Origin of the sequence: Streptomyces sp. NPDC008150 (assembly GCF_042956945.1) — a bacterium.
GTDB lineage: Bacteria > Actinomycetota > Actinomycetes > Streptomycetales > Streptomycetaceae > Streptomyces.
In genome coordinates, this window is the sequence record NZ_JBIBHJ010000003.1 from 423,642 (window position 1) to 448,701 (window position 25,060).

Sequence of the window (25,060 nt, forward strand, 5' to 3'; positions counted from 1 at the left end):
GGCACCCTCGGGCCCCCCCCCCCGCCCCCCCCGGGGGGGGGGCCCCCCCGGGGGGGGGGGCGGGGCCCCCGGCGGGGGGGGGGGCCCCGCGGGGGGGCCCCCCCGCCGCGGCCCCCCCCCCGCCGCTGTGCGGGAACCTCGCGGGGCGCGGTTCACGCCTGCGGGAGGGTGCTCCCCTGGACCGCCTGGATGTCCAGCTCCACCTTGAGGGTGGTGCCGATGGCGGCGATGCCCGCCTGGACGATCTGGTTGTAGTTCATCGCGAAGTCCTCGCGGCGCAGTTCGGTGGTCGCGCGGAACGCGGCACGCGTGCCGCCCCACGGGTCGGCGCCGGTGCCGAGGTAGGCGAGGTCGAGGTCGACGGGCCGGACGACACCGCGCATGGCCAGCTCGCCGTGCACGGTCCACCGGTCGGAACCGGCCGGGCTGAGCCCGCTGGACCGGTAGGTGATCTCGGGATACGTGTCGACGTCGAGGAAGTCGGCCGACCGCAGGTGGGTGTCCCGCATGGTGTTGCCCGTGTCGATGGACGCGGCGTTGATGCGGGCGTCGACCCGGGACCGGGCGATGTCGTCCGGGGCGATCTCGACGACGGCGGCGAAGTCGGTGAACCGGCCCCGCACGCTGGAGATGCCGAGGTGCTGGGCGACCGCGGCGACACCGGAGTGCGCGGGGTCGACGGTCCAGGGGCCGGGCGGCGGCAGTTCGGTGCCGCCCTGGCGGGCCAGGGTGATGGTGCCGGCGGTGGCCCGGCCGCTCGCGGTGACGATCGCGCTGGAGGCGGCGGGGGCGTAGCCGACCGCGGTGACGATGACGGTGTAGGCGCCCGGGGCCAGCGCGGTGGCGTCGCTGATCGTGCCGTCCTGCCCGGCCTCGGCGCGCAGCACCTGGGTGCCGGTCATGTCGGTCACGGTGACGACCGCGTGCGACACGGCCCATCCGTCCCGCGTCTGGATCTTCGCGGACAGTGCCATCCCGATTCTTCTCCCTGCAAGGCTGAACGGATTGCTCGTGGTGCCGGGGCGCCGGCGGCGCCCTCCGTACCGGGAACGCCCGTGGCGTCCCGCGGTGTCGGTCCGGCGCCGGCCCGCGTCCCCGGGCGGACGTCCCGCGGGGTGCCGGGGACGCCCGCCCGTGGTGCCGCGGGCCGGGGTGGTGGTGCTACTCGCCCGGGTGGGCGAGGTCGATCCGGTGGTCGTCGACGCCCTGCCCGGCGACCGTCAGCGCCGTGGCGACCGGGGGGTAGCCGGTGGCGATGACGGTGTACTCGCCGTTGTCCAGGTCGGTGAACGCGTAGGCGCCGTCCGTACCGGTGGTGGAGGTGGCGACCACGTTGCCCGCCGCGTCGACCAGGGTGACCCGGGCGTCGGCGAGGGGGCCGTGGGGAGCGTTGACGACGCCCTGGACCTGCGCGCCCGACTGGAGGTCGACGTCGACGCGGGTGACGCCGGTGCCGCCCACCTCGACGGGCAGCGCGCGGGGCCGGAAGCCGGCCGCGTTGACGGCGACGGTGACCGTGCCGGGCACCAGCTCGGCGAAGTCGAACGTGCCGTCGGGGGCGGTGGTGCCGGTGGCGAGCAGGTCGCCGCGGACGTCGGTGACGATGACCATGGCGCCCTGGACGGGAGTGCCGTCCTCGGCGGCGCGCACGACGCCCTCCAGGCCGCTGGTGCCGCTGAGGAGGATGTCGTAGGCGACGGGCTCCTCACCGACCAGGACCGTGGAGGCCTGCGGCTGGTAGCCGTCGGCCGAGGCGATCAGCACGTACGAACCCGCGCCGGGCGCGTCCACCGCGTACGAGCCGTCGTACTGCGCGACCGACCGGCCGAGCTGGCGTCCCGCGAGGGAGATCAGCGTGACCGCGGCCTGCGGGACCGGTGCGCTCTCGGCGCCGCGGACGAAACCGCGCACCGGCGTGCCGGACCCGCCGACGGGCTGCGCACCGGCGGGCTGCGCACCGGCGGCCGAGTCGACGGCGGCGAGCCGCTGCGTGCCCTCGGGACCGCTCTGCGGGGCGGACGCGGCGGAGGCGACCGTCGCGAACCGGGAATCGTCCGGCACTGTTTCCTCCAGGACGGGGGCGGGCACTCCGGCGGGGGCGGGCACTCCGGCGGTGGCGCCGGGGGCCTCGGCGGTCGACTCGGCGGCCTGGGCCAGGGCGCCCGTCGTGCGCAGCGGCACCTCCTTGATGAAGATGACGACCAGGAACGCGATCAGGGCGAACGGGGCGGCGTACAGGAAGACGTCGGCGATGCCGTTGCCGTAGGCGCTCTCCAGCCAGCCGCGGACCGCGCCGGGCAGGGCGTCCATGTCCGGGAGCGCGCTGCTGCCGAGCGACTTGGCCGCCGCGGCCTGCGACTTCGGGTCCAGCGAGCCGATGCTGCCGGTGGCGTAGTGCGCGATCCGGGTCGACATGACCGAGCCGAGCACGCCGACGCCGACGGCACCGCCGAGGGAGCGGAAGAAGCTCACGGTGGACGAGGTCGCGCCGAGGTCCTTCGGCTTGACCTGGTTCTGCGTGGCGAGCACGAGGTTCTGCATCATCGTGCCGACGCCGATGCCGAGCAGCGCCATGAAGACGCCGACGCGCCAGTACGGGGTGTCGTACTTGATGGTGCCGAGCAGCGCGAGACCCGCGGTGAGCGAGACGGCGCCGCTGACCAGCCAGACCTTCCAGCGTCCGGTGCGGGTGATGAACCGGCCGGAGACCAGGGAGGCGACGAACAGACCGCCGATCATCGGGATCGTCATGACGCCCGACATCGTCGGCGACTTGTCACGGGCGAGCTGGAAGTACTGCGAGAAGAAGACGGTGCCCGAGTACATGCCGACACCGACGAACAGCGACGCCAGCGCGGCCAGCGAGATGGTGCGGTTGCGGAACAGGCGCAGCGGGATGATCGGCTCGCTGGCGCGGGTCTCGGTGAACACGAACAGCAGCGCGAGCAGGATCACTCCGCCGACCATCGTGTAGGTCTGCCACGAGATCCAGTCGTACTTGTCGTCCGCGAAGGTCACCCAGAGCAGCAGCAGCGAGGCGGCGGCGGTGATGAAGAACGCGCCCGCCCAGTCGATCTTGACCTTCCGCTTGGTGACGGGCAGGTGCAGCGTCTTCTGGAGCACGACCAGCGCGACCAGCGCGAACGGGATGCCGACGAAGAGGCAGTAGCGCCAGCCGAGGAACGAGGTGTCGGTGATGACACCGCCCAGCAGCGGACCGCCGACGGTCGCGACGGCGAACGTCGCACCGGTGTAGCCGGAGTACCGGCCCCGCTCGCGAGGGGAGATCATCGCGGCCATCACGACCTGCGCGAGGGCGGACAGACCGCCGGCGCCGAGGCCCTGCACCACGCGCGCGGAGATCAGCATCGCGGGGTTCTGGGACAGACCGGCGAGGACCGATCCGGCGATGTAGACGACCAGGGCTATCTGGACCAGGGCCTTCTTGCTGACCAGGTCGGCCATCTTGCCCCAGATCGGCACCGACGCCGTCAGGGCGAGCAGGGCCGCGGTGACGACCCAGGTGTAGGCCTCCTGGCCGCCGCCGATGTCGCCGATGATCGTCGGCAGGGCGTTGGTGACGATCGTGGAGGAGATGATGGCGGCGAACAGACCGAGCAGGAGCCCGGAGAGTGCTTCCATGATCTGCCGGTGGGTCATCGGGGCGTCGTCGGCGCCCGTTCCCCCGTGCTTGGCATGAGCCCGCACACCGGCTGGTGTGGTCGTTGCCATGGGCTTCCTTTACTGACGTTGCTTACGCGGGTGTACGGGTGGTCTCTTCGTCCACGGGTGCCGGGGGCCGGTGGGTGGTCGGCCGGCAGTCGCCGAAGCTGTCGCGCAGACGTGTCATCAGCTCCACGAGCAGACCGACCTCGTCGTCGCTCCAGTCGCTCAGCCGGCTCGCCAGCAGCTCCGAGGTCCGCCGGTTCAGCTCGTCGAGCTGCTCCTGACCGGCGTCCGTCAGGTGGAGGATGCGCGAGCGCTTGTCCGCGGGGTCGGGCGAACGTTCGATCCAGTCCCGTGCCGCGACGTGCGCGACATGGCGACTCGTGACCGACATGTCGACGGCGAGCAGCTCGGCGAGCTTGCTCATCCGCATGTCCCCGTGACGGCCCAGCAGTGTCAGCACGGCGGCGGAACCGGCGGGGCAGTCGGGCGGCAGTATGCGCCCCATGTCCCGCTTCACGATCCCGACGGCGCTGAGCTGGCGTGCCAGCTCCTCGTACTGCGCCCGCTCGGCCATCTCGACTCCCGTATTCGTTGCTTAAGGCAACCATAGAAGCGCTTGGTTGCCACAGGCAAATAAATAGGTGTTAAGGGCAGCAAAAAGTTGGCAAAGGCAAGTATTGCTGGCGTAAACCTGCTGATGAGCCGCTCGACCTGGAGGTCCGGGAGGGTCGGTGGTGGATCTTGTCGAATTTCTGTGCGGTAAAAGTGCAGGTCGGGGGCGTGGGGCGGGTGTGCGGAGGCGCGGGGCGGCGTGCGGCGGGGGTGCCCGGCGGACGTGCCGCGCGTTCACGTGTTCCCGAAGCGCCACGAGTGCGCGTCACGGGAGAGCGGCCGCGGTCGCGGACGGTGAGGCCGGTACGTGGTGTTTGGTCCCCGGGGTGCGCGAGGGGACCGGAACGACCCGTCCCGCCGTCCCGACGGCCTTGAGGGACCCGGCACTTGGGCCCGCACCGCCTTTTCGCTAGTGTCTCGGCCCATGGCTAACACCCAGGGCCCCCAGGGCAACCACGACCCTGCCGGCAGCACCCAGATGTTCCGTGCCTTCGTCGACGACGGCCCCACCCCCCAGACCCAGCAGGCGCAGACCTCCTCCGGCCCCCGCGTCGGCCTGATCATCGGCGTCGTCGTCGCCGTGGTGGTCATCGCCGCGGTGGCCTGGCTCGCGCTCAAGTAACCGACGCGGCAGGGCAGTCCGGGCCGGGCCCCCGCCCGCGCGGACACCCGACGGGCCTCCGGTCCCGCTCCGGTCCGGGCGAGCACGCCCGGGTGCCGGAGGGGGCGGGGCCCGGCTTCGGCATGTCCGGGGCCGGCGGCGCGAGCGCCGGGGCGCGTGCCCGGACGGGACCGCGCGGCGCCGCCGCGGGCCGATTCACGTGCGGGGTGCACACGTGTGCCGCGCCGCCGGGTCCGCCGACGGGTCGCGACGACGGGCGCGGGACGGCCGGGGCACCGGGCCAAGTACGTTTCCGGACAAGGGGATTGCACCGCTCGCCGTCGGGCACCCGTACGGCCGGGAAGGGATCACCGCGGCACACGGACGGGCGCGCGGGCCGGCGTGCGGCGGACGCGGACGTGGGCGGGAGCTCCGGAGCGGCGTCCGGAGGCGAACGTCAACGCACCCTCCGCGGACCGCTGTTGAGGGCGGACCGCAGAGGGCCGTGAGCGGCGGACGGCGGGCGCCGTCCCCATGACCGGGCACGGCGACGCGCTGCGAGGCGGCGACACCGTGCCCGCGGGCACCGTTCCCCGCCCTCGCGTCACCCTCCGGCAGGAGGGGCCGGCCGGGTCTCAGTCGGAGATGAGACCCTCGCGGAGCTGCGCCAGTGTCCTGGTCAGCAGCCGGGAGACGTGCATCTGGGAGATGCCGACCTCCTCGCCGATCTGCGACTGGGTCATGTTGGCGAAGAAGCGCAGCATGATGATCCGCCGTTCGCGGGGCGGCAGTTTGGCCAGCAGCGGCTTCAGGGACTCGCGGTACTCCACACCCTCCAGCGCGGTGTCCTCGTAGCCCAGGCGGTCCGCCAGCGAGCCCTCGCCGCCGTCGTCCTCCGGGGCCGGGGAGTCCAGCGAGGAGGCCGTGTAGGCGTTGCCGACCGCGAGGCCGTCGACGACGTCCTCCTCGGACACGCCCAGTACGACGGCGAGTTCGGGGACGGTCGGCGAGCGGTCCAGCTTCTGCGAGAGCTCGTCGCTGGCCTTCGTCAGCGCGAGCCGCAGCTCCTGGAGGCGGCGCGGGACGCGGACCGACCAGGAGGTGTCGCGGAAGAACCGCTTGATCTCGCCCACCACGGTCGGCATCGCGAACGTGGGGAACTCGACGCCGCGTTCGCAGTCGAAGCGGTCGATCGCCTTGATCAGGCCGATGGTGCCGACCTGGACGATGTCCTCCATCGGCTCGTTGCGCGAGCGGAAGCGTGCCGCCGCGTACCGGACGAGGGGGAGGTTCAGCTCGATGAGGGTGTCCCGGACGTAGACACGTTCCGGGCTGTTCTCGTCGAGTGCGGCGAGCCGCAGGAAAAGGGAGCGGGACAGGGTGCGTGTGTCGATGGCTTCCGGGGCCGTGGTGGCCGGGGCCGGAGTGGCCACGGGGGCCGTTACGTCGTCGAGCGTGTCCGGCGCGGACTCGCTCTTGGCGAGCGTGAGCACCTTGGAGCTGCCCTGGTCTGCGGACATGCCACCCCCTTTGGGTCGCGGGACGGTCGCGGCGAACGCCCCACCGGGGAGCGCAGCCTTCACCTGAATACCGGAGCCGGAGCCACGGCAAACGCGCTTCCCGCAGAATGTCACATGTCGGCAACACGCTGTAGTGACATGTCGACACGGAAATCGCGAATAGCCCCTGCACAGAAGGGGTGTGACGGTTTTTCTGCTCGGGAACGGCCGGGAATCGCCCTGGTGAGCGATTCGCTCGAACCGGTTACGCCTCGATCCTGTTTGCGGACCGCAGCCGCTGGAAGCTCCGCGCGAGCAACCGGGAGACGTGCATCTGGCTGACGCCGAGTTCGGCGCTGATCTGCGACTGGGTCAGGTTGCTGTAGTAGCGCAGCAGCAGGATGCGCTGCTCCCGCTCGGGGAGCTGGACGAGCAGGTGCCGGACGAGGTCGCGGTGTTCGACGCCGTCGAGGGCGGGGTCCTCGTAGCCGAGCCGGTCGAGCAGTCCGGGCAGTCCGTCGCCCTCCTGGGCGGCCTCCAGCGAGGTGGCGTGGTACGAGCGCCCGGCCTCGATGCAGGACAGCACCTCGTCCTCGCCGATGCGCAGCCGTGCGGCGATCTCACCGGTGGTGGGGGAGCGTCCGAAGGCGGTCGTCAGGTCCTCGGTGGCGCTGTTCACCTGCACCCACAGCTCGTGCAGCCGGCGCGGGACGTGGACGGTGCGCACGTTGTCGCGGAAGTAGCGCTTGATCTCGCCGACCACGGTGGGCATGGCGAACGTCGGGAACTGCACCCCGCGTTCGGGGTCGAAGCGGTCGATGGCGTTGATGAGGCCGATGGTGCCGACCTGGACGACGTCCTCCATCGGCTCGTTGCGGGAGCGGAACCGGGCGGCGGCGTACCGCACCAGCGGCAGGTTCGCCTCGATGAGCGCACCCCGGACGCGGTTGTGCTCGGGGGTGCCCGGTTCCATGTCCTTGAGCTGGCCGAAGAGGACCTGGGTGAGCGCCCGGGTGTCGGCCCCCCGGCTGCGCTGCGCGACGGGCGCCGCGGGCTCGGCGGAGGCGGTGGCGTCGACGGGCGCGGCGGGGGCGAACGGCGCGGTGACCGCGGGGGAAGCGGGAGGAGCGGGAGGAGCGGGGGGAGCTGTGGGCGCCGGTGGCGCGATGGCAGCGGTGGGTCCGGCGCTGCGAGGGGCGGGCTCCTCGGTGGCGCGGGGCGGCGCTTGAGGCGCAGTACTGGCCGGCACGGTCAACTCCACCTCGTTATCGGTCAACTCATCCGTCAAAAGCGGTCATAGCATCACAAGACATGTGCAATGTGTGCAAGCACCCGATAACGCCGTGTTGGACGCGCGGCCGGGTGCCGGCCCGGTGCCCGCCCGGCCCCGGGCCCCGTTCCGGGCACGAAAAATCCCCGCACCGGAAGAGGTGCGGGGACGGCGAACGAGGTGCGCGGCACGGCGGCGGCGACTCCCGTCGCCCCGGGGGCGCGGGTCCGCGCGACGGTTCCGGCGCGGCCCGCTCAGAACTCGTAGTCGGCGACGACCCAGGTCGCGAACTCGCGCCACAGCGCCACGCCCGCCTGATGCGCGGGGTGTTCGAGGTAGCGCCGGAGGGCGGCGGCGTCCTCGACGGCGGCGTTGATCGCGTAGTCGTAGGCGATGGGACGGTCGCTGATGTTCCAGGCGGCCTCCCACACGCGCAGGTCGTCGATGGTCCCGCCGAGTGCGCGGAAGGCGGCGTCGCCCTCCACCACGCGCGGGTCGTCACGCTCGACGCCGTCGTTCAGTTTGAAGAGGACCAAGTGGCGGATCATGAGCACTCCAGGGAGGGACGGCGGCGCCGCCGCGTCCGGCCGGTGCGGGACCGCCCGCTGTCAGTGGGCCCCGTCGGCGACCCAGGTCATGAAGTCGCCTATGGACTTGGCGGCGTCCGATATGCCCTCGAACCCTATCTGGACGTAGTCGGCCGCCTTGGCCGGATCCGTGATGATCACGTACAGCGCGAAGACGACGACGATGTAGACGGCGATCTTCTTGGCGTTCACCGCCACCGCGGCCTCCCCTGGGAACGGGCGTGCCCCGAGGGCCCGCTGCTGCCGGCGGCGAGTGTAGCCACCAAGACCATTCTCGGGACCAACGGCCCGTGGGTACAGGGCTTTCGCCCGGGGCGCGTGATCAATGTGGGGCGCAGCGTGGATCACACGGCCCGATGGAGCGGACAGGTCTCCGGCGGGCCCGCGGAACGGGCCCCCGCGCGGGAACGTGCCACGGCTTCCCCCGGCCGGCGGCACGCGCGGGCGGCCCGGACGGACCGGGGGCGCCAGGCCCGCCCCCCGTGGCCGCGCCCCCGGTCCCCCGGCTCCCCCTGCGGCGCCCGCACCCGGACAGCACGAAGGGCCCGGTCCAGTGGACCGGGCCCTTCATCGGCGGTAGCGGAGGGATTTGAACCCTCGGTGACTTGCGCCACACTCGCTTTCGAGGCGAGCTCCTTCGGCCGCTCGGACACGCTACCGAGAGAGACCTTACCGCACGGTGGGCCGTGCTCCGAAATCCGTTTCCGTGATCGCGGGAGAGCGGCCGCCGGCCGCCCCCGACGGACCCCCGGGGCGTGCTCAGCGGGTGCGGAAGAACTCCGTGAGCAGGCGCGCGCAGTCGTCGGCGAGCACGTCCCCGATCACCTCGGGGCGGTGGTTGAGCCGCCGGTCGCGGACGACGTCCCAGAGGGAGCCGACCGCGCCGGCCTTCTCGTCGCGGGCGCCCTGGACGACCCGGTCGACCCGGGCCTGCACGAGGGCGCCCGCGCACATCGTGCAGGGCTCCAGGGTCACCACGAGCGTGCAGCCGGTCAGCCGCCACTCGCCGAGTTCGGCGGCGGCCCGCCGGAGCGCCAGGACCTCGGCGTGCGCGGTCGGATCGCCCGTCAGTTCGCGCTCGTTGTGCGCGGACGCGAGCACGGTCGTGCCGTCCGGGGACAGCACGACGGCACCCACGGGCACGTCTCCGGCCAGGCCGGCCCGCCCCGCCTCGGCCAGGGCGAGCCGCATCGCGGGCCGCCACGGGTCGCGCACCGGGTCCGGTGCCCCGGGCGGTGGTGCCGCCCGCGGCGCCGACGGGGGTGCGTTCAGCGGACGGTCTCCAGAACCTCCGAGGCACCCAGCGCCTCGGCGATCGCGCCGAGCGCGTCCTCCGCGTCGAGGGCGCGCAGTTCCTTCTCGCCGACCCCGAGGTCGTCGAGGATCGCGCCGTCGCCGAGCGGGCTGTGCGGCACCGCGTCGGCCGGCTCGCCGTCCTCGTCGTCCTCCTCGGAGTCCCCGCCGGCACCGTCCTCGGTACCGTCGAGGTCGAGGGAGTCCAGGTCGGCGACGTCGTCGCCCGGATTCCTGCCGAGGAGTTCGTCGGTGAGCAGGATCTCCCCGTACGAACTGCGGGCCGCCGCGGCGGCGTCCGAGACGTAGATGCGCGGGTCGTCCTCCCCGTCCAGGCGGACGACGCCGAACCAGGCGTCCTCCTGTTCGATCAGGACGAGCACCGTGTCGTCCTCGGTGGAGACCTCGCGGGCCAGATCGGCCAGATCCGCCAGGGTCTCCACATCGTCGAGCTCTGTGTCGCTCGCTTCCCACCCGTCTTCGGTGCGCGCGAGCAGTGCGGCGAAGTACACCGTGACTCTCCCACTGGTCATAGGCGTGCCGGTTGGGGATCCCCCCGGCGGAGGCTGCGGGCGGGGGAGCTTGCTTGGGGCCCCGCCCACTCGGAATCGTGGCAGAAACAAGGCGTCCAGGGGGACTCTTCGTCTCCCTGTGTCCGGCATTTTGATCGCGCGTCCGGCAAGGACCACCAGCGCACTCGTCGCCGCCACCTGCGGATCGTACGCGGGTTTCCCCGCGGGTCGCGCACCACCGCCCCGTGACCGCCGGTACGCCCGCGTGAGCGGCGCGTTCGGTGCCGTCCGCACCGAATTCCGTGCGCCCGCCAAGCAGTTCGCCGGGACGGGGGCGGCCGGGGCGGGCCGGCGGCGCGGACGCCGGGCCGGGCGCGTACTCCGGTTCGGGCGCGTCCTCCGGCGTGGCGGTGCCCGCGCGCGGTCAGTACCGGAAGGTGCGCATGAGCATCTCGTGCCGGAGGCGGGCCGCCTTGGTGCGGCGGGGGTGCACCCGGGCGCGCAGTTCGCGGGCCTCGGTCAGGTCGCGCAGGAACTCCGCCCGGCGGCGCCTGCGCTCGGCCGCCGTCTCGGCGCCGCCGGGCGGGCGGAGCGGGGCGGACAGGGCCGCCGGTCCGGCCGCGCCGAGCAGGCCAGGTTCGCGCGGGTCGCCGGGGTCGCGCAGGTCGCGCAGGTCACGGGGGTCGCGCAGGCGGCGCGGGACGAGGGAGCCGGGCGGGTCGCCCGGAACACCGGGCCCCTGCTCGCGGCGCTCTCGCGGTTCCGGCGACGCGCGCGGGCCGGCCTGCTCACCCCGCCCGCCCTGCTCGCGCGGCGAGGGATCGCGTCGGAATTCGCGGTCAGGCATAGGCACACCACCCCAGTCCGTCCCTCCCGCGTTCCCGCGCGGGAGCGGATTGATGCCAGGGCACCGCGACACCGTGGCGGCGGGCAGCGGATGCGGCGGTTACGGCGGTTGCGAGGATTCCGGTTCCGCCGCCGCCCCGGCGCGCGGTCAGGGCCAAGGGTTGCCTCTGCGTGCGGGCGCCGGTCCGGGGGCCCGGTTACTGTGGGGGCATGCGTCTCCACGTCGTCGACCACCCCCTGGTCGCTCACAAGCTCACCACGCTGCGCGACCGGCGTACCGACTCCGCGACCTTCCGGCGGCTCGCCGACGAACTGGTCACCCTGCTCGCCTACGAGGCCACCCGCGACGTACGGACCGAGCAGGTCGACATCAGCACGCCGGTCGCCACGACCACCGGCGTCAAGCTGTCCTACCCCCGCCCGCTGGTCGTGCCGATCCTGCGCGCCGGTCTGGGCATGCTCGACGGCATGGTGCGGCTGCTGCCCACGGCGGAGGTCGGCTTCCTCGGCATGATCCGCGACGAGGAGACCCTCCGGGCGTCCACGTACGCCGCCCGCATGCCCGAGGACCTCTCGGGTCGGCAGGTCTACGTCCTCGACCCGATGCTCGCCACCGGCGGCACCCTGGTCGCCGCGATCCAGGAGCTGATCGCGCGCGGCGCCGACGACGTGACCGCCGTCGTGCTGCTGGCCGCCCCCGAGGGCGTCGAGGTCATGGAACGGGAACTGGCGGGCACTCCGGTGACGGTCGTGACCGCGTCGGTCGACGAGCGTCTCAACGAGAACGGCTACATCGTGCCGGGCCTCGGCGACGCGGGCGACCGCATGTACGGGGTCGTCGACTAGGACGGTTGAACGCCGCGTGTCGTGCGTGGGGGCCCGGACCGACATGGTCCGGGCCCCCACGCACGACACGGCGACGGGCCGTCAGCAGGTCTTCTTCGCGGCGGCGTTGGTGGCCGTGGTCCGGTCAAGCCGGGCGATGGCCCTGTCGGCCGCCGCCTTCGCGGTCAGCGACTTGAAGTCGTCGCCGATGATGAGGTCCACGTCGGTGCCCTTGCGGGCGACGTCGGTGCGGCTCTCGGCGCCGGCCAGCTGGGTGGCCAGCACCGGCAGCGAGGACTTCAGGGAGGCGGCGGGGCCGAGCAGCAGCCCGGTGCCCTTCACCTTCTTGTCGTACTGCGCGGTCGCGTTGCCCACGTCGCCGATGTGGAACCCGCGCTTCTTCAGCTCGTCCGCGGTCTCCTTGGCGAGACCGCTGCGGGCCGTGGCGTTCAGGACGTTGACGGTGATCCGGGCGGGTGCCGGGACGCTCGCGGCGACGGCGGGCGAGGGGCTCGCCGTGGGGGAACAGCCCGCCCGCGCACCGGCCGCCGACGCCTTCTTGCCGCCGCCGGTGAACACGTGGACGAGTTGCAGGGTGCCCCAGCCGAGGACACCCAGGACGGCGACGGACGCGGCCACCAGAACCACGAGCCTGCCGCGCCTCCGGGGCCGTCGCATCCTCGGGTACTTGTTCCCCGTGATCCGGTACCGGCCGCCCATGCCGGGGGGAGTCAGCATGCTCATGGGCGCAGCGTAGTGCGCCTGTGCAGCGATTCCTACTAGATGATCATTCGACACAACACACTGCGACCCGAAAGGGTCAACGCCCGATCCGGTCCGGCCGGAGACGGTCGCGGGAGGACCGCGGGAGTGCCGCGGACGGGACGTCAGCGGGCGCCGGTATCAGCCGAGTTCGAGCACGCGCGCGTGCAGCACCTGGCGCTGCTGGAGGGCGGCCCGCACCGCGCGGTGCAGTCCGTCCTCCAGGTAGAGGTCGCCCTGCCACTTCACGACGTGGGCGAACAGGTCGCCGTAGAACGTCGAGTCCTCCGCGAGCAGGGTCTCCAGGTCGAGTTGCTGCTTGGTGGTCACGAGCTGATCGAGGCGGACCGGGCGGGGCGCCACGTCCGCCCACTGCCGGGTGCTCTCCCGGCCGTGATCGGGGTACGGCCGGCCGTTTCCGATGCGCTTGAAGATCACACGGAAAGCCTACCGGCCCAGGCGTTCCGGGCGCAGCCATGGAGGGGCAGCACGATGCTGGAAAAGCCGCCCCCAAGCGGGGCATAACGGAACGCCGGGCTCGGTGTACCCGACACCCGGTCGCCGCCCGGCGGCTCCCGGCCGGCGCCTCGCCCGTAGACGGCCCGCCCGTGTCGTCACCCGGTGTCCCGGCCGCCTCACGGACGGCACCCGTACGCCCGGGAGCCCTTGTCGGCGTTCACGGGCGTACGGGGGCGACGCGGACCGCCGCCGGGGCCGGCCGCGGGCGGGCGGCCGGGCGTCCGGCGGTCCGGAACCGGGCGCCCGGCGGCGGGTGTCCGGCTCACCCGCGCGCGTACCCGCCCGTCGCACGTCCGGGCGCCCGGATCACCCGATCGGGGTGACCGGCCCGGTCAACCGCCGTCCTGCTCCCGCCCGGCGACGGGAACCTCGGGGGTCGCGGTGGCCGCGGGCGGTGTCGGTGCGGGCGCGGGCCGGCCGTCCGGGGAGACGGTGCCCGCGGGAGGCCGGGGGGTGCGTGCGTCCGGTTCCGCGGTGGCGCGGCTGGCCTCGGCGCGCAGCAGGGCGCGCAGGACCGCGTAGGGGTCGTGGGGCATGGCTGTGTCGTCCGTCCGTGATGCGTACGCGCGTGACGGGCCGCGTGCGTACCTGAGTGCGTGCGTACGCGCGTACGTGCTGAGTTCAGTGCGGGCGGCGGTGCCGTTCCCCGGTGGCCCGTGGGCGGTACCGGGGAGCGGCACCGGGGACGCTCAGCAGCGCAGGACGACGGACCGCGCCCCGGCCGCGGCGGGCCGGGCGCGCGGGAGCAGGGGGCGGGCCGGGCGCGGGGCGGTGCGCGGGACGCCGGCGGCACGCGGCGGCGGGGCGGCGCGCGGGGCGACGCGTACGGCCGGGCGCAGGGCGGCGTCGGAGAGGAGGTCGTACTCGGCACCGGCCCCGGACCCGGTGCCGTACTCGGCGGAGACGGCGGTGCCGCCCGGCGGCAGCGCCTCGGCGTACCCGGCGGGCACCAGCAGGGCGAGGAGCAGCCCGAGGACGCGCAGCACCCGCCCGGTCCACGGTGCCCGCCCCGGCCGCCGTGCCCGCACGGCCGCGCCGCTCCGCCGGGTTCCCGCCGGACTGCGGCGGTTCCCGGGGCGCGCGGCGCGGGAGGACGGCGGGACGGGGCTCACGGGGGTCACCCTCCCCGGTTCCGTCCGCCCGTTCACCGCACTCGCGCACCGATCCCCCCGCACGGCGTACGCGAACGCCCTGCGGGGGGACCGGCGCGCGGCGGGTTACGTGTGGGCCGGGCGGCCCGGTGCCGACGGCGTCGGGGCCGCGGACCTGCCGTCCTGGGTGCGGCCGCGGATGCGGAAGGCGGTGACGATCTCGACGATGCCGACCGCCACCAGCCACCACCCGCCGAGGATGGTGAGCACGGCCACCGACGCGTACGGGGAGTCGATCAGGACGATGCCGGCGATGAACGTCAGCACGCCGAGGAACGCCTGCCAGCCGCGGGCCGGCACGGTCGGGTCGGAGAAGGCGGCCAGCGTCTGCGTGATGCCGCGGATCACCCAGCCGATGCCGATCCACAGGCCCAGCAGCAGGATCGACTGCGTGGCGCCGCGGAAGCAGAACAGGCCCAGGAGGATCGACACGGTGCCGCTGACGAAGGCCAGCACGCGCAGCGCGGTCGTCCGGTGCGTCCCGAAGGCGGACACGAGCTGGAGGACGCCGCTGATCACGAGGTAGAGGCCGAAGAGGACACCGGCGGCCACCAGCGACGCCCCTGGCCACACCAGCACGAGGATGCCCAGGACCAGCGCGGCGACACCGGCGAACAGCACGGCCTGCCAGGCGGCGCGCGACAGCGGGTGCCGTTCGAAGTCGAACGGGGGACGGGGTCCTTGGCCCGGCGGCCGCGGGTCGCCGGACGGGTTCGGCCCGTGCGGGTCGCGCGCGGTGTGCGCGTGCGCCTGACGGTCGTCGTACGAGGGGTCACGTGGGGAACCGCTTGGTGCCTCGGTCATGTTTCATGCTGGGCCCCTACCCGCCGACCCCGCCACTCGGGAGGGCGCCGCGCGCCTACTTCGCGGACTTCGGGGGTTTCGCGGACTTCGCCGCTCTGGCCGCCGCCTTGATCTCCTGCTTGTGTGCGCGCACCTTCGCCAGCGAGTCCGGTCCGGTGATGTCGGCGACGGAGCGGTACGCCTGCGGGGCGCCGTAGTCGCCGGCCGCCTCACGCCAGCCGTCGGGGCGCACGCCGAGTTGCTTGCCCAGCAGGGCGAGGAAGATCTGCGCCTTCTGGGTGCCGAAGCCGGGCAGGTCCTTCAGTCGTCGCAGCAGGTCCGGGCCGTCGCCGGCGCCGGTCCACACGGCGCTCGCGTCACCGTCGTAGTGCTCGACGAGGTACTGGCAGAGCTGCTGGATCCGCTGGGCCATCGACCCCGGGTAGCGGTGCACGGCCGGTTTCGCGGACAGCAGGGCGGCGAAGGCCTCCGGGTCGTACGCGGCGATCACGTGCGCGTCGAGGTCGTCCGCGCCGAGGCGTGCCGCGACGGTCGCCGGGCCTTTGAACGCCCACTCCATCGGCACCTGCTGGTCCAGCAGCATGCCGACCAGCGCGGCCAGCGGGCTGCGGCCGAGGAGCTCGTCGGCCTCGGGGTCCTGGGCGATGTGCAGGGTGACGTCCATGATCCGATGATGCCGCGCGACGCCGGGCCCCGCGCTTCCGGCCGCGCCTGCCCGCTCCGCGCCTGCCCGCTCCGCGCCTGCCCGCTCCGCGCCCGCGCGCTCCTCACTCCGGCGCGGAACGGTGCACCCCGGCCCGCGCGGCCGCCGCCGCCGCGGCCGCCGCGCGGTCGGCCGCCCTCTCGTCGAGCGGTTCGCCGGTGTTGAGGAGCGCGTAGTAGAGCGGGGCGGACACGCTGCGGACGACCGCGCGGGCGTCGGTGTCCCGCGGCAGTTCCCCCCGTGCGACGGCGTCGGTGACGCAGCCCGCCCACTCGTCGATCCGTACCGCGTAGAAGCGGTGCAGGGCCTCGGCGGCCTGGGGGTCGCAGATCGCCGCCGCGATGAGGGCGGTGAACAGCCTGCCCTGGCGCGGGTCGGTGAGGGTGGACACCACGAGCCGCGCGTTGGCGCGAAGGTCCAGGTCGAGTTCGCCGGTACGCGCGCGGGGCAGCGACTCGGCCGCCATCTCGTCGAGCAGGTCGGCCGCCAGCAGGGCGGGTGAGCCCCAGCGCCGGTAGACGGTGGTCTTGCCGACCCCCGCCCGGCGGGCGACCTCCGCGAGGTCGAGCCGGTCGAACCCCTCCTCGGCCAGGGCGTCACCGGCCGCACGCAGTACGGCGTCCCGTACGCGCGCGGTGCGGCCCCCGGGCCGGACGGAACCGGGAGCGGGAGCGGGGGCGGCGGCCGGGTGGGCGTCGGCGGGGACGTCCTCGTCCGAACTCATATCGGGTCTCCAGTTCCATTACGGGGTCGGTCGGTGCTACGGTCCAGCATAACGGGACTCCGGAACCGTTTGCATGGTCCGGGGTGCCCGCAGTCGTCGAACGCCCAACGCTCCGCCGCCCCGCCCGCGTGGACGGACGGACACCGAGAGGACCTGTCTGTCATGGCACCGACACCAACGCCCACACCGTCGACGTCCACATCGTCGACGCCCGTACCGGAGACCCCGGCACCGCCATCCGCGCGGACGGCCGCCCCCGCGACCGCCGGGTCGGCCCCGGCTCCCGCCCCCGCCGACGGTCGGCTGACCGGCCGCGCGAGGGTGGTGCTCGCGGTGCTGCTGGTCGCGCAGTTCATGCTGGCCGTCGACTTCTCGATCCTGAACGTCGCGCTCCCCGCGCTCGGCGACGACCTCGGCTTCTCCCTCGGCAACCTGCAATGGGTCGCCACCGCCTTCGCCCTGTGTGCGGCCGGGTTCACGCTCTTCTTCGGGCGCATCGGCGACCTCGTCGGGCGTCGGCGCATCTTCCTCGTGGGTCTCGCGGTGCTCGGCGCCGCCTCGCTGGCGGGCGGCCTCGCCACGTCCCCCGGGGTGCTCCTCGCCGCCCGCGTGGCACAGGGCCTGGCGACGGCGGCGGTGACCCCGGCCGGACTGTCCCTGCTGACCACGTCGTTCCCCGAAGGGCCGCTGAGGCAGCGGGCGTTGGGCCTCAACGGGGCGCTGATGTCGGCCGGGTTCACCACCGGCGCGGTGCTCGGCGGTGTCCTGACCGACCTGCTCTCCTGGCGCTGGTCGTTCTTCGTCAACGTGCCCGTCGCGCTGGCCGTCCTGGTCGTGGCGCCCGTCGTGATCAAGGAGTCCCGCCCGGCCGTGCGTCCCCGGCTCGACCTGCCCGGCGCGGTGACCGTCACCCTCGGCCTGCTCGGCGTCGTCTACGGCCTGACGCAGGCCGGCGAGGCCGGCTGGACCGACCCGCGCGCACTGGCCGGGCTGCTCGCGGGCGCCGTGCTCCTCGCGGTGTTCGGGCTGGTCGAACGCAGGGTCGCGGCGCCCCTCGTGCCGCTCGCCGTCCTGCGCCGCCGTACCGTCGCGGGCGGCAACGTGATCGGGCTGCTCGCCTTCGTCACCGAGACCTCCCTCGTGTACCTGCTCACCCTGTACCTCCAGAGGACCCTCGGCTTCTCCGCCCTCGCGGCCGGTCTCTCCTTCGGCGTCCTGGGTGCCGGAACGCTGGTCGGCGGGCTGCTCGCCCCGCGCGTCATCGCCCGTACGTCGACACTGACCGCGCTCGTGGCCGGCGGCACCGTCCAGGTGGCGGGCACGGCGGCACTGCTCCTGCTGGGCCCTTCCACCGGGTGGCTCGGCCTGCTGCTGCCGGCCACCTTCCTCGGCGGGGTCGGCAACATGCTGGTGATCGTGGGCTTCATGGTGACCGCGACCTCCGGTCTCCCCGACGGCGAACAGGGGCTCGCCACCGGGCTGGCCACCATGTCCCAGCAGATCGGCATCACGCTGGGCACGCCCGTCATGTCCGCGATCGTCACCGCCACGGCGGGCGGCGCCGCGACCGGCACGGCCCTGCTGCACGGGGTCACCGTGGCCGTCGCCTGGAACACGGCGCTGGTGGCGGCCGGTGTGCTCGTCGCGGCCGTGGTGCTGGGCCGCCGGAACCGGGGCGGGACCCGGACACGGACGGCCGGGCGGGTCCGGCCCGGACCCGCGGCGAAGGGGCGCTGAGCATCGCGCCGCCCCCGTCCGTACCTAGTGGGTGGCGGACCGCCTCCGTCCCCGCGCCACCGGGCGGTCCGCCCCCTCGGTCGACCACCGAGGGGGCGGGGGCGTACGGGCTCATGGGGAGGCGCAGTTGAAGGGGGAGACGGCCGGCCGTCGGCCAGGGGTGCGTCAACTGCCGTCACGGGCAGGCGGAAAACGGGCAACATCGTTCCATCTCCTGCCTTACACGCGGCGGTTGAAGTGGGCGGCACTGCCGCTCTCGCTCGCGTTGTCGGCGCTGCTGCTCGTGCTCGGCGGCGCGGGAACCGCGTCCGCCCACGCGGTCCTGCGCGCGAGCGATCCGCAGGACGGAAGCGTTCTCGCGGTCGCGCCCCGGTTCGTCACGCTGACGTTCACGGAGTCGGTGGGCCTGCTCGACGACTCCCTGCGGATGTTCGGCCCCGACGGGCACCGCGTGCGCACGGGGACGCCCCGGCACGCCGCCGGACGGCCCGACACGGTCCGCGTCGCGCTGCCCGCCCGGCCCGGCGGGAGTTCCGGCGGCGGACGCGGCACCTTCACGGTGGCGTGGCGGGCGGTCTCGGCGGACAGCCACCCGGTGTCCGGGGCGTTCACCTTCTCGGTCGGCAGACCGTCCGCGACGGCCGCGACCGTGCGGCCCGGCCCGGTCGAGGACCCGCTGACCGGCGCGCTGTACGACCTCGCGCGGTACGTCGCCTACGTCGCCGTGGCCCTGCTCGTCGGAACGGCCGCGTTCGTCATGCTGTGCCGGCCGCCCGAACCGGCCGCCCTGCGCACGCCGTTCGCGGCCGGGGCGTGGACGCTGCTCGCCTCCACGCTGGTGCTGCTGGTGCTGCGCGCCCCGTACGAGACGGGACAGGGGCCGGCCGCCGCCTTCAGCGGCTCCGCGGCCACCCGCACCCTCACGGGCCGCCCCGGGCAGGCACTCCTCGCCCGGCTGGTGCTGCTGGCGGCTGCCGCCGTCCTCGCGCGCCGGTCCGTGCGCACCGCGCGCCCCGCGCCGGGGCGGATGCCGCCGGGGGTGGCGGCGGCCGGGGGCGCGCTCGCCGTGGCACTGGCACTGACCTGGGCCGCCGCCGACCACGCGTCGGCCGGGGTGCAGGTGCCCCTGGCGGTGGCGTCGGCGGTGCTGCACCTGCTGGCCATGGCGGTGTGGATGGGCGGCCTGGTGGCCCTGCTGACCATGCTCAACCGCGGTGCCGGGGGCGGGGGCCGGGACGTGGAAGCCGCCGCGGAGACGGTCGCGCGCTTCTCCCGAGCGGCGTTCGCCGCCGTGACCGTGCTGGTCGTGACGGGGGTCTACCAGTCCTGGCGCGGCCTCGGCTCCTGGCAGGCGCTCACCGGCACGGCGTACGGCCGGATCCTCCTCGCCAAGACGATCACCGTCGTACTCCTCCTCGCAGCGGCCGCGTACTCCCGCCGCTGGACGTCCCGCCGGACCACCACCGACCGGCGCCGAACCGCCCGGGGTGTCGCGATGCCGGAGACTCCGGTGCCCGAACGGGCAGGCGCAGCGCGGGTGTTGTCCCCGGCTCCCGGGGTCGCGGGGGCGACCGGGGCCCACGCCGACCGGGGGCGGCCCGCCCGGGGCGTCGGGGTGCTGGGGGCCTCGGCGTCCGAACCGGCGTGTGGCAGCGAGCAGTTGACCCCGATCGCCGAGGTGGAAGGGATGGCCGGTGCTGGCTCCGGGCGGGGTGTCGCGGTGCCGGGGGCTTCGGTGTCTGAACCGGCGGGCGCAGCGCGGGTGTTGTCCCCGGCTGCCGAGGTTGAGGAGGCGACCCGTGCCTGCTCCGACCGGGGGCGGTCCTCCCGGGGCGACGCGAGCCCCGATCCTTCGGTCCCCGAACCGGTCCATGTCGCCGAGGCGTTGTCCCCCGCTGCCGAGGCCGAGGAGGCGGCCGGGGCTCGCGCCGACCTGCCGTGGACTCACGGGGGTGTCGCGGTGCGGGGGATTTCGCTCCCCGAACCGGTCGGTACCGCCGGGGTGTTGGCCCCCGCTGCCGAGGTCGAGGAGGCGGCCGGGGCTTGCGGCGGTCGGGGGGAGCGGGCCGCCCGGGGCGACGCGGGGACCCGCCCCGCTGAGCCCGGGTTGCCGGCCCCCGGGCGGGTCCGTCCGGACGTCCGGATCCTCCGACGCTCCGTTCTGGCCGAAGTCGCCCTGGGTGTCCTCGTGTTGGTGCTCACGACCGTGCTGACCGGCGCGGAGCCGGGGCGGGCGCGGGCGGAGGCGGCGCGGGTCGCCTCCGCGGCCCCCGCGGCCGGTCCGGGGGCGCTCGTGACGAGCGTGCCCTTCGACGTCGGCACGCCGAACGGCCACGGCAGCGTGCAGGTCACCCTGGAGCCGGGCCGGGTGGGGGTGAACACCGTGCAGGCGGTGGTGTTCGGCCCGGACGGCGGGCTGGCCACGGTTCCCGAGCTCCGCGTGACGTTCACGCACCCGGGCCGCGACCTGGGCCCGTTCGACGCCGGGCTGACCGACGAGGGCGGGTACTGGGGCACGGCGGACCTCAACCTCCCCCTCCCGGGGACCTGGTTGATGCGGACCACGGTGAGGGTCTCGGAACTGGACGAGGTGACCGTGACCAGGCGCGTGACGATCGTCGACTAGCGCCCACCGGACCGCTGTTCACCGCCGCGCGGCCGCGCGGCGGCGCGGGTTCACCAGGGGCACACCCCGGCCCCGTCGAAGAACGTCCCGGTCGGCCCGTCCGCGCCGAGCAGGGCCGCCCGCACGATGGGCGCGACGCCCTCCTCGATGGTCTGGGGGCCGCTGAAGCCGTTCAGGTCGGTGGCGGTGTAGCCGGGGTCGACGACGTTGACGCGCAGTTCGGGGAAGGCCTTCGCGTACTGCACGGTCAGCATGGACAGGGCGGCCTTGGAGGCGGTGTACGCCGGTGCCACGATCTGCGACTCGACGCGGTCGGTCTCGTGCACGCGGCCGAACGAGCCGAGCCCGCTGCCCACGTTGACGACGACACCGTGCGCGCTGCGCCGCAGCAGCGGCAGGAAGGCGTGCAGGACGCGGACCGGACCGACGGTGTTGGTGGCCAGGACGTGGGCGACGGCGTCGCCGGTGAGCTCGTCGGCCGGCTGGTGGCTGCCCGCGATGCCGGCGTTGTTCACGAGCACGTCGAGCACGCCCGCCTCGGCGGCGACCTGCTCGGCGGCGGCCCGCACGGAGGCGTCGTCGGTGACGTCGACGAGCAGCGGGCGGGCGCCCAGTTCCTTCGCCGCCCGGACGGCGTTCTCCTCGGTGCGGGCGCCGGCGTAGACGGTGTGCCCCGCGGCGACGAGCTGCCGCGCGGTCTCGAACCCGAGGCCCTTGTTGGCGCCGGTGATCAGGGTGACGGTGGGGCCGGCGGTACCGGCGGTGTCGGTGGTCATGTCCCCACAGTGCGTCCGGGTGCGGGGCCGTGCCAGCGAAGCCTCTTCCTGGGACCGGCGGTACCAGGATCGGGCGCCCGTGACGTCGCCGGGGCTGCGACGATGGAGAGGATGACGGACGGACCGAGGTACGCGCCCAGACCCCAGCCGCGCCGCGCGACGGCGCCCGGAACCCCACCCGGCGACGGGTCCGGAGCGGCGCGGGGGGCACCGCCCGGCGCGAACGGCGCGAACGGCGCCAACGGCGCCCACGGCGCCGGCGAACCGAACGGTGGACTCGCGACGTCCCTGCGCACCTGGCGCGAGCGTCTCGCCCCCGCCGACCTGGGCCTCCCGGTCAACGGCCGGCGCCGCACCCGGGGCCTGCGCCGCGAGGAGCTGGCGATGCTGGCGGGGGTGTCCGCGGACTACGTCGTGCGGCTGGAGCAGGGCCGCGCCGCCGCGCCGTCCGCCCAGGTCTGCGCGGCGCTCGCCCGCGCGCTCCAGCTCACGGACGACGAGCAGACGTACCTGTTCCGGCTCGCGGGCCACGTGGTGGGCGCCCGCCGGATCAGCGGCGTGGTGCCGTCCAGCGTCCGCCGGCTGCTGGACCGCACGGACGAGTACCCGGTCGCCGTCTACGACGCGATGTGGTCGCTGCTGCTGTGGAACCCGGTGTGGACGGCCGTGGTCGGGGACCCGGCGCGGGAACCGGAGGACGCGCTCGGCCCGCCGGACACGCGTCCCGCGCCGTCGGCTCCCGGCCCCGGACACGCCCGCAACGCCCTCTGGCGGCACTTCGTCGTCGGCGGCGGACGCTGGGTGCATGCACCGGGCGACGAGGACCCGCTGGAGGTGTCGATGGTCGCCGACCTGCGCATGAGCACCGCGACCTACCCCGACGACCCGCGGCTCGCGGGCCTGATCGCCGACCTGTGCGCGGGCAGCGAACGCTTCCGCACGCTCTGGGACGCCCGCCGGGTGGCGGACCACGAGCATGCGGCGAAGGTGCTGCTGCACCCTGAGGCCGGCCGCCTCGAACTGGACTGCGACGTCCTGGCCGCGCAGCGCGGTGACCTGCGCATCGTCATGTACACAGCCGAGCCGCACACCGAGTCGGCGGGCCGGCTCGCCCGGCTGGCGGAGTCCGCCCGCGCGGCGGCGCGGGAGCGGGTCGCGCGACCGCCGGACGAGAGCCGCCGCACAGCAAATCTGTAAAGTTCCGCCATGACTGCCAACGAAGAACTCGCCGAGCGGCTGCGCGTCTCCGTGGGCCGGTTCGTGCGGGCCACCCGCTCCCACACGGACGCGCTCCCGCTGCCCCACTCGCTGGCGCTGGGCTTCCTCGACCGCGAGGGCGACCTCTCGATCGCCGCGCTCGCCGACCGCCGGGGCGTCCGGCACCAGAGCATGAGCCGCACGATCGTGGAGCTGGAGGAACTCCGGTACGTGGAGCGCCGCCGCAACCCGGCGGACGGGCGCGGCTTCCTCTTCACGATCACCCCGGGCGGGGTGGGGGCACTCGAACAGGACCGCCAGGCGCGACGCCGCTGGGTGGCCGCGGGCATCGCGGACGTGCTCGACGATCACGAGCGGGCCCAACTGGAGGCCCTGCCCGACCTGTTGAACCGCCTCTCCGCGTACTCGCCGGAGGACTGACCCCGCCCCGGGCCCCGCCCCGGGCCGCGGGCCGGCCGCGCGCCCGGACCTCTCGCAGGGCGGAGGCATGCCTTCAGGTGTACAGTTACGCTGTACATGTTGTTTGCGATTTGCGCTTCGCTGGTCGCGGTATCCGGGAGAGAAGCACATGAAGCTGACGAAGCACGCCCACGCCTGCGTCGTACTGGAGAAGGACGGCACGAAGATCGTCGTCGACCCGGGCACCATGACGCCCGACGCCGCGGACACCGTCGCGGGCTCCGCAGCCGTCCTGGTCACGCACGAGCACTTCGACCACTTCCACGAGGACCTGCTCGCCACCGCCCTGAAGGAGCAGCCCGAGCTGCTGGTCTTCGGCCCCGCCGTGGTCCTGGAGAAGCTGGGCGACCACGACGGGCGGGTGCGCACGGTCGTGGCCGGTGACGCGTTCACGGTCGGCGCCTTCGACGTGAAGGTCTTCGGCGACGAGCACGCGGTGATCCACGCGGACATCCCGTGCGTGGACAACGTCGGCTACCTGGTCGACGGCTCGGTCTACCACCCCGGCGACGCGTACTTCGTGCCGGACGCCGAGGTCGAGACCCTGCTGCTGCCCACCAGCGGCCCCTGGGCGAAGTTCGGCGAGGCGGCCGACTATGTCCGCGCGGTGCGCCCGCGCCGCGCCATCCAGATCCACGAGCTGCTGCTCAGCGAGCTGGGCCAGCAGTCCGCGGTGGGCCTCCTCGGCGAGAACGGCCTCACCGGCGTTCCGCTCACCATCCTCCCGGTGGGCGACAGCGTCGACCTCTGACGGAGCGGCCGGGGCCGGGGCGGCGTCCCCGGCCCCGGCGCACCGCCGGGGCCGCTACCCCTCGACCCGGGCGACCTCCATGGCGCGGTAGGCCGGGGCGAGGGCCTGCTGGCCGGTGAGCCAGTCGCTGGGTTCCCGACCCGCCAGGTGGGCGGCCAGGTCCTCCGTGTGCACCTGCCAGCCGGCGCCGTGCGCGGCCAACTCGCCCAGTCCGACGCCGCGTTCCTCGATCACCAGGCGGGTCTTCGTCCCCTCGGGAGTCAGCACCGCCTCGACGACCGTCTCGTCGGAACCCCGGCCGGTGGTCACCGCCAGGCGGTGCGGCTCGTCGCACACGTCCACCCGCCCCGGCCCCTCCCAGCCGCTCGTGAACAGGATGTGGAACTCGCCGCCCACCTCCAGGTCGCCCTCCACGCGCGCGAGCCAGCGTTCGAGCCGCTGCGGCCGCGTCAGCGCCTGCCACAGGTCGGCGGCGTCGGTGTCGTACACGTCCTCCACGCGGACGACCCCCCGCCCGCCCTCGTCCCGCAGGGTTCCCGTGATCCGGGGGCCGCCGGGTGCGACGTCGGTCATGTCGTGCTCCCTCGCTCGTGTTTTCCCCGCGCCACTTCGGTGTGCAGGGCGTCCAGGCGCTGTTCCCACAACTGCCGGTAGTGCTCCAGCCATTGGTGGACCTCGGCGAACGGGTCCGGGCGCAGCCGGTAGACGCGCCACTGCGCGTCCTGCTCGACCTCGACGAGTCCGGCCTCGCGCAGTACCCGCAGGTGCCGTGAGACCCCGGGCCGGGCGATGGGCACGAGTCCCGCCAGGTCTCCGGCGGTGGCCGGTCCTCGCAGCAACGCTTCCAGAATGACGCGCCGGTTCGGGTCCGACATCGCGTGCAGAGCAGCATCCACGACGTGAATGTATCCCGCTCGGTACGTAACCAACAAGGTACATGCGCAACGGAGATGCGCCCTGTTCGGCTGCGCAAATGCACCACGACCCTTGCGAACAAGGTGAGTTGGGTCATGAGCAGATGAGCCCGGACCTTGCGGACAGCGAGGGCGGAGAGAGACGATCAGAGGCGATACGTGGCGAGGAACGGTCGATCCGGACACACGAGGGGTGATGGTG

Annotated in this window: 27 protein-coding genes and 1 tRNA gene; 7 read left to right on the top strand and 21 right to left on the bottom strand. The window is 74.1% G+C overall.

Annotation, left to right across the window (positions count from 1 at the left end; genetic code table 11):
• Window positions 1–152: 152 nt before the first annotated feature.
• The 3 genes from ACFZA0_RS11195 to ACFZA0_RS11205 all read right to left on the bottom strand — a co-directional run bounded on the left by ACFZA0_RS11195 (window position 153) and on the right by ACFZA0_RS11205 (window position 4,243).
• Window positions 153–974 carry a YceI family protein gene (locus ACFZA0_RS11195; protein ID WP_391014235.1) on the bottom strand — a complete coding sequence of 274 codons (822 nt, stop codon included), beginning with the start codon at window positions 972–974 and terminating at the stop codon, window positions 153–155.
• Window positions 975–1,161: 187 nt separating this feature from the next.
• Window positions 1,162–3,732, bottom strand: a complete 2,571-nt coding sequence (locus tag ACFZA0_RS11200; protein WP_391014237.1) for an MFS transporter — start codon at window positions 3,730–3,732, stop codon at window positions 1,162–1,164.
• Between the two features lie 22 nt (window positions 3,733–3,754).
• Window positions 3,755–4,243, bottom strand: a complete 489-nt coding sequence (locus ACFZA0_RS11205) for a MarR family transcriptional regulator (RefSeq protein ID WP_391014239.1) — start codon at window positions 4,241–4,243, stop codon at window positions 3,755–3,757.
• A gap of 462 nt (window positions 4,244–4,705) precedes the next feature.
• On the opposite strand from ACFZA0_RS11205, the gene ACFZA0_RS11210 reads away from it, so the two are divergent.
• Window positions 4,706–4,903 (top strand): hypothetical protein, encoded by a 198-nt coding sequence (locus ACFZA0_RS11210; RefSeq protein WP_391014241.1) that lies wholly within the window; start codon window positions 4,706–4,708, stop codon window positions 4,901–4,903.
• A 614-nt stretch (window positions 4,904–5,517) separates the two neighbouring features.
• Here ACFZA0_RS11210 and ACFZA0_RS11215 read toward each other — a convergent pair.
• From ACFZA0_RS11215 to ACFZA0_RS11250, 8 genes are all read right to left on the bottom strand, one after another.
• Window positions 5,518–6,402, bottom strand: coding sequence for a SigB/SigF/SigG family RNA polymerase sigma factor (locus ACFZA0_RS11215; protein ID WP_391014242.1), 885 nt, complete (start codon window positions 6,400–6,402; stop codon window positions 5,518–5,520).
• A gap of 244 nt (window positions 6,403–6,646) precedes the next feature.
• Window positions 6,647–7,669, bottom strand: coding sequence for a SigB/SigF/SigG family RNA polymerase sigma factor (locus ACFZA0_RS11220; RefSeq protein WP_391014244.1), 1,023 nt, complete (start codon window positions 7,667–7,669; stop codon window positions 6,647–6,649).
• A 236-nt stretch (window positions 7,670–7,905) separates the two neighbouring features.
• Complete coding sequence (locus tag ACFZA0_RS11225; RefSeq protein WP_391014245.1) at window positions 7,906–8,199, bottom strand: Dabb family protein; 294 nt, start codon at window positions 8,197–8,199, stop codon at window positions 7,906–7,908.
• A 60-nt stretch (window positions 8,200–8,259) separates the two neighbouring features.
• Complete coding sequence (locus ACFZA0_RS11230; RefSeq protein ID WP_391014247.1) at window positions 8,260–8,436, bottom strand: hypothetical protein; 177 nt, start codon at window positions 8,434–8,436, stop codon at window positions 8,260–8,262.
• A 376-nt stretch (window positions 8,437–8,812) separates the two neighbouring features.
• Window positions 8,813–8,897, bottom strand: a tRNA-Ser gene (locus tag ACFZA0_RS11235).
• Between the two features lie 100 nt (window positions 8,898–8,997).
• Window positions 8,998–9,429 (bottom strand): tRNA adenosine(34) deaminase TadA, encoded by a 432-nt coding sequence (gene tadA / locus ACFZA0_RS11240; RefSeq protein ID WP_391014433.1) that lies wholly within the window; start codon window positions 9,427–9,429, stop codon window positions 8,998–9,000.
• A 77-nt stretch (window positions 9,430–9,506) separates the two neighbouring features.
• Window positions 9,507–10,043, bottom strand: coding sequence for a hypothetical protein (locus ACFZA0_RS11245; protein WP_391014435.1), 537 nt, complete (start codon window positions 10,041–10,043; stop codon window positions 9,507–9,509).
• A 424-nt stretch (window positions 10,044–10,467) separates the two neighbouring features.
• Window positions 10,468–10,890 (bottom strand): hypothetical protein, encoded by a 423-nt coding sequence (locus ACFZA0_RS11250; protein ID WP_391014249.1) that lies wholly within the window; start codon window positions 10,888–10,890, stop codon window positions 10,468–10,470.
• A 209-nt stretch (window positions 10,891–11,099) separates the two neighbouring features.
• Between ACFZA0_RS11250 and upp the strand changes: the two genes are divergently transcribed.
• Complete coding sequence (upp, locus tag ACFZA0_RS11255; RefSeq protein WP_391014251.1) at window positions 11,100–11,735, top strand: uracil phosphoribosyltransferase; 636 nt, start codon at window positions 11,100–11,102, stop codon at window positions 11,733–11,735.
• 81 nt (window positions 11,736–11,816) lie between these two features.
• On the opposite strand, the gene ACFZA0_RS11260 is transcribed toward upp, so the two are convergent.
• The 7 genes from ACFZA0_RS11260 to ACFZA0_RS11290 form a co-directional block, all read right to left on the bottom strand.
• A complete protein-coding gene (locus tag ACFZA0_RS11260) occupies window positions 11,817–12,458 on the bottom strand; it encodes a LytR C-terminal domain-containing protein (RefSeq protein WP_391014253.1) in 642 nt (213 codons plus the stop codon).
• Between the two features lie 159 nt (window positions 12,459–12,617).
• Entirely contained in the window at window positions 12,618–12,914 is a 297-nt protein-coding gene (locus tag ACFZA0_RS11265) for a type II toxin-antitoxin system VapB family antitoxin (RefSeq protein WP_003986294.1), read from the bottom strand.
• 413 nt (window positions 12,915–13,327) lie between these two features.
• The gene (locus tag ACFZA0_RS11270) at window positions 13,328–13,531 is read right to left on the bottom strand and encodes a hypothetical protein (protein ID WP_391014255.1); all 204 of its coding nucleotides are present in this window, start codon (window positions 13,529–13,531) and stop codon (window positions 13,328–13,330) included.
• A 153-nt stretch (window positions 13,532–13,684) separates the two neighbouring features.
• Window positions 13,685–14,023 carry a hypothetical protein gene (locus tag ACFZA0_RS11275; RefSeq protein WP_391014257.1) on the bottom strand — a complete coding sequence of 113 codons (339 nt, stop codon included), beginning with the start codon at window positions 14,021–14,023 and terminating at the stop codon, window positions 13,685–13,687.
• A 189-nt stretch (window positions 14,024–14,212) separates the two neighbouring features.
• The gene (locus tag ACFZA0_RS11280) at window positions 14,213–14,950 is read right to left on the bottom strand and encodes a DUF308 domain-containing protein (RefSeq protein WP_391014259.1); all 738 of its coding nucleotides are present in this window, start codon (window positions 14,948–14,950) and stop codon (window positions 14,213–14,215) included.
• A gap of 55 nt (window positions 14,951–15,005) precedes the next feature.
• Entirely contained in the window at window positions 15,006–15,614 is a 609-nt protein-coding gene (locus ACFZA0_RS11285; RefSeq protein WP_391014261.1) for an HhH-GPD-type base excision DNA repair protein, read from the bottom strand.
• A 103-nt stretch (window positions 15,615–15,717) separates the two neighbouring features.
• Window positions 15,718–16,377 (bottom strand): TetR/AcrR family transcriptional regulator C-terminal ligand-binding domain-containing protein, encoded by a 660-nt coding sequence (locus ACFZA0_RS11290; protein ID WP_391014263.1) that lies wholly within the window; start codon window positions 16,375–16,377, stop codon window positions 15,718–15,720.
• Window positions 16,378–16,539: 162 nt separating this feature from the next.
• Here ACFZA0_RS11290 and ACFZA0_RS11295 point away from each other — a divergent pair, with 162 nt between their 5' ends.
• Window positions 16,540–18,114 carry an MFS transporter gene (locus ACFZA0_RS11295; protein WP_391014265.1) on the top strand — a complete coding sequence of 525 codons (1,575 nt, stop codon included), beginning with the start codon at window positions 16,540–16,542 and terminating at the stop codon, window positions 18,112–18,114.
• A gap of 232 nt (window positions 18,115–18,346) precedes the next feature.
• Window positions 18,347–20,740: a copper resistance protein CopC gene (locus ACFZA0_RS11300; protein ID WP_391014267.1), complete on the top strand. Its 2,394-nt coding sequence runs from the start codon at window positions 18,347–18,349 to the stop codon at window positions 20,738–20,740.
• A gap of 50 nt (window positions 20,741–20,790) precedes the next feature.
• Here ACFZA0_RS11300 and ACFZA0_RS11305 read toward each other — a convergent pair whose 3' ends face one another.
• On the bottom strand, window positions 20,791–21,516 hold the full coding sequence (locus tag ACFZA0_RS11305) for an SDR family NAD(P)-dependent oxidoreductase (protein ID WP_391014269.1): 726 nt from the start codon (window positions 21,514–21,516) through the stop codon (window positions 20,791–20,793).
• A gap of 111 nt (window positions 21,517–21,627) precedes the next feature.
• Here ACFZA0_RS11305 and ACFZA0_RS11310 point away from each other — a divergent pair, with 111 nt between their 5' ends.
• The 3 genes from ACFZA0_RS11310 to ACFZA0_RS11320 all read left to right on the top strand — a co-directional run bounded on the left by ACFZA0_RS11310 (window position 21,628) and on the right by ACFZA0_RS11320 (window position 23,944).
• Complete coding sequence (locus ACFZA0_RS11310) at window positions 21,628–22,713, top strand: helix-turn-helix domain-containing protein (RefSeq protein WP_391014271.1); 1,086 nt, start codon at window positions 21,628–21,630, stop codon at window positions 22,711–22,713.
• Between the two features lie 9 nt (window positions 22,714–22,722).
• Window positions 22,723–23,154 carry a MarR family transcriptional regulator gene (locus tag ACFZA0_RS11315; RefSeq protein ID WP_391014273.1) on the top strand — a complete coding sequence of 144 codons (432 nt, stop codon included), beginning with the start codon at window positions 22,723–22,725 and terminating at the stop codon, window positions 23,152–23,154.
• Window positions 23,155–23,302: 148 nt separating this feature from the next.
• Complete coding sequence (locus tag ACFZA0_RS11320; protein ID WP_391014275.1) at window positions 23,303–23,944, top strand: MBL fold metallo-hydrolase; 642 nt, start codon at window positions 23,303–23,305, stop codon at window positions 23,942–23,944.
• A gap of 54 nt (window positions 23,945–23,998) precedes the next feature.
• Here ACFZA0_RS11320 and ACFZA0_RS11325 read toward each other — a convergent pair whose 3' ends face one another.
• On the bottom strand, window positions 23,999–24,517 hold the full coding sequence (locus ACFZA0_RS11325; RefSeq protein WP_391014277.1) for an SRPBCC domain-containing protein: 519 nt from the start codon (window positions 24,515–24,517) through the stop codon (window positions 23,999–24,001).
• Entirely contained in the window at window positions 24,514–24,840 is a 327-nt protein-coding gene (locus tag ACFZA0_RS11330) for a metalloregulator ArsR/SmtB family transcription factor (RefSeq protein WP_391014278.1), read from the bottom strand. The genes ACFZA0_RS11325 and ACFZA0_RS11330 overlap by 4 nt, the downstream gene beginning before the upstream one ends.
• Window positions 24,841–25,060 lie beyond the last annotated feature (220 nt).

Bases quoted from the DNA above. Each gene is read 5' to 3' on its own strand.
- ACFZA0_RS11195 (WP_391014235.1), bottom strand. From the start codon at position 974: ATGGCACTGTCCGCGAAGATCCAGACGCGGGACGGATGGGCCGTGTCG.
- ACFZA0_RS11200 (WP_391014237.1), bottom strand. From the start codon at position 3,732: ATGGCAACGACCACACCAGCCGGTGTGCGGGCTCATGCCAAGCACGGG.
- ACFZA0_RS11205 (WP_391014239.1), bottom strand. From the start codon at position 4,243: ATGGCCGAGCGGGCGCAGTACGAGGAGCTGGCACGCCAGCTCAGCGCC.
- ACFZA0_RS11210 (WP_391014241.1), top strand. From the start codon at position 4,706: ATGGCTAACACCCAGGGCCCCCAGGGCAACCACGACCCTGCCGGCAGC.
- ACFZA0_RS11215 (WP_391014242.1), bottom strand. From the start codon at position 6,402: ATGTCCGCAGACCAGGGCAGCTCCAAGGTGCTCACGCTCGCCAAGAGC.
- ACFZA0_RS11225 (WP_391014245.1), bottom strand. From the start codon at position 8,199: ATGATCCGCCACTTGGTCCTCTTCAAACTGAACGACGGCGTCGAGCGT.
- tadA (WP_391014433.1), bottom strand. From the start codon at position 9,429: ATGCGGCTCGCCCTGGCCGAGGCGGGGCGGGCCGGCCTGGCCGGAGAC.
- ACFZA0_RS11250 (WP_391014249.1), bottom strand. From the start codon at position 10,890: ATGCCTGACCGCGAATTCCGACGCGATCCCTCGCCGCGCGAGCAGGGC.
- upp (WP_391014251.1), top strand. From the start codon at position 11,100: ATGCGTCTCCACGTCGTCGACCACCCCCTGGTCGCTCACAAGCTCACC.
- ACFZA0_RS11260 (WP_391014253.1), bottom strand. From the start codon at position 12,458: ATGAGCATGCTGACTCCCCCCGGCATGGGCGGCCGGTACCGGATCACG.
- ACFZA0_RS11270 (WP_391014255.1), bottom strand. From the start codon at position 13,531: ATGCCCCACGACCCCTACGCGGTCCTGCGCGCCCTGCTGCGCGCCGAG.
- ACFZA0_RS11280 (WP_391014259.1), bottom strand. From the start codon at position 14,950: ATGACCGAGGCACCAAGCGGTTCCCCACGTGACCCCTCGTACGACGAC.
- ACFZA0_RS11285 (WP_391014261.1), bottom strand. From the start codon at position 15,614: ATGGACGTCACCCTGCACATCGCCCAGGACCCCGAGGCCGACGAGCTC.
- ACFZA0_RS11290 (WP_391014263.1), bottom strand. From the start codon at position 16,377: ATGAGTTCGGACGAGGACGTCCCCGCCGACGCCCACCCGGCCGCCGCC.
- ACFZA0_RS11295 (WP_391014265.1), top strand. From the start codon at position 16,540: ATGGCACCGACACCAACGCCCACACCGTCGACGTCCACATCGTCGACG.
- ACFZA0_RS11305 (WP_391014269.1), bottom strand. From the start codon at position 21,516: ATGACCACCGACACCGCCGGTACCGCCGGCCCCACCGTCACCCTGATC.
- ACFZA0_RS11310 (WP_391014271.1), top strand. From the start codon at position 21,628: ATGACGGACGGACCGAGGTACGCGCCCAGACCCCAGCCGCGCCGCGCG.
- ACFZA0_RS11315 (WP_391014273.1), top strand. From the start codon at position 22,723: ATGACTGCCAACGAAGAACTCGCCGAGCGGCTGCGCGTCTCCGTGGGC.
- ACFZA0_RS11320 (WP_391014275.1), top strand. From the start codon at position 23,303: ATGAAGCTGACGAAGCACGCCCACGCCTGCGTCGTACTGGAGAAGGAC.
- ACFZA0_RS11325 (WP_391014277.1), bottom strand. From the start codon at position 24,517: ATGACCGACGTCGCACCCGGCGGCCCCCGGATCACGGGAACCCTGCGG.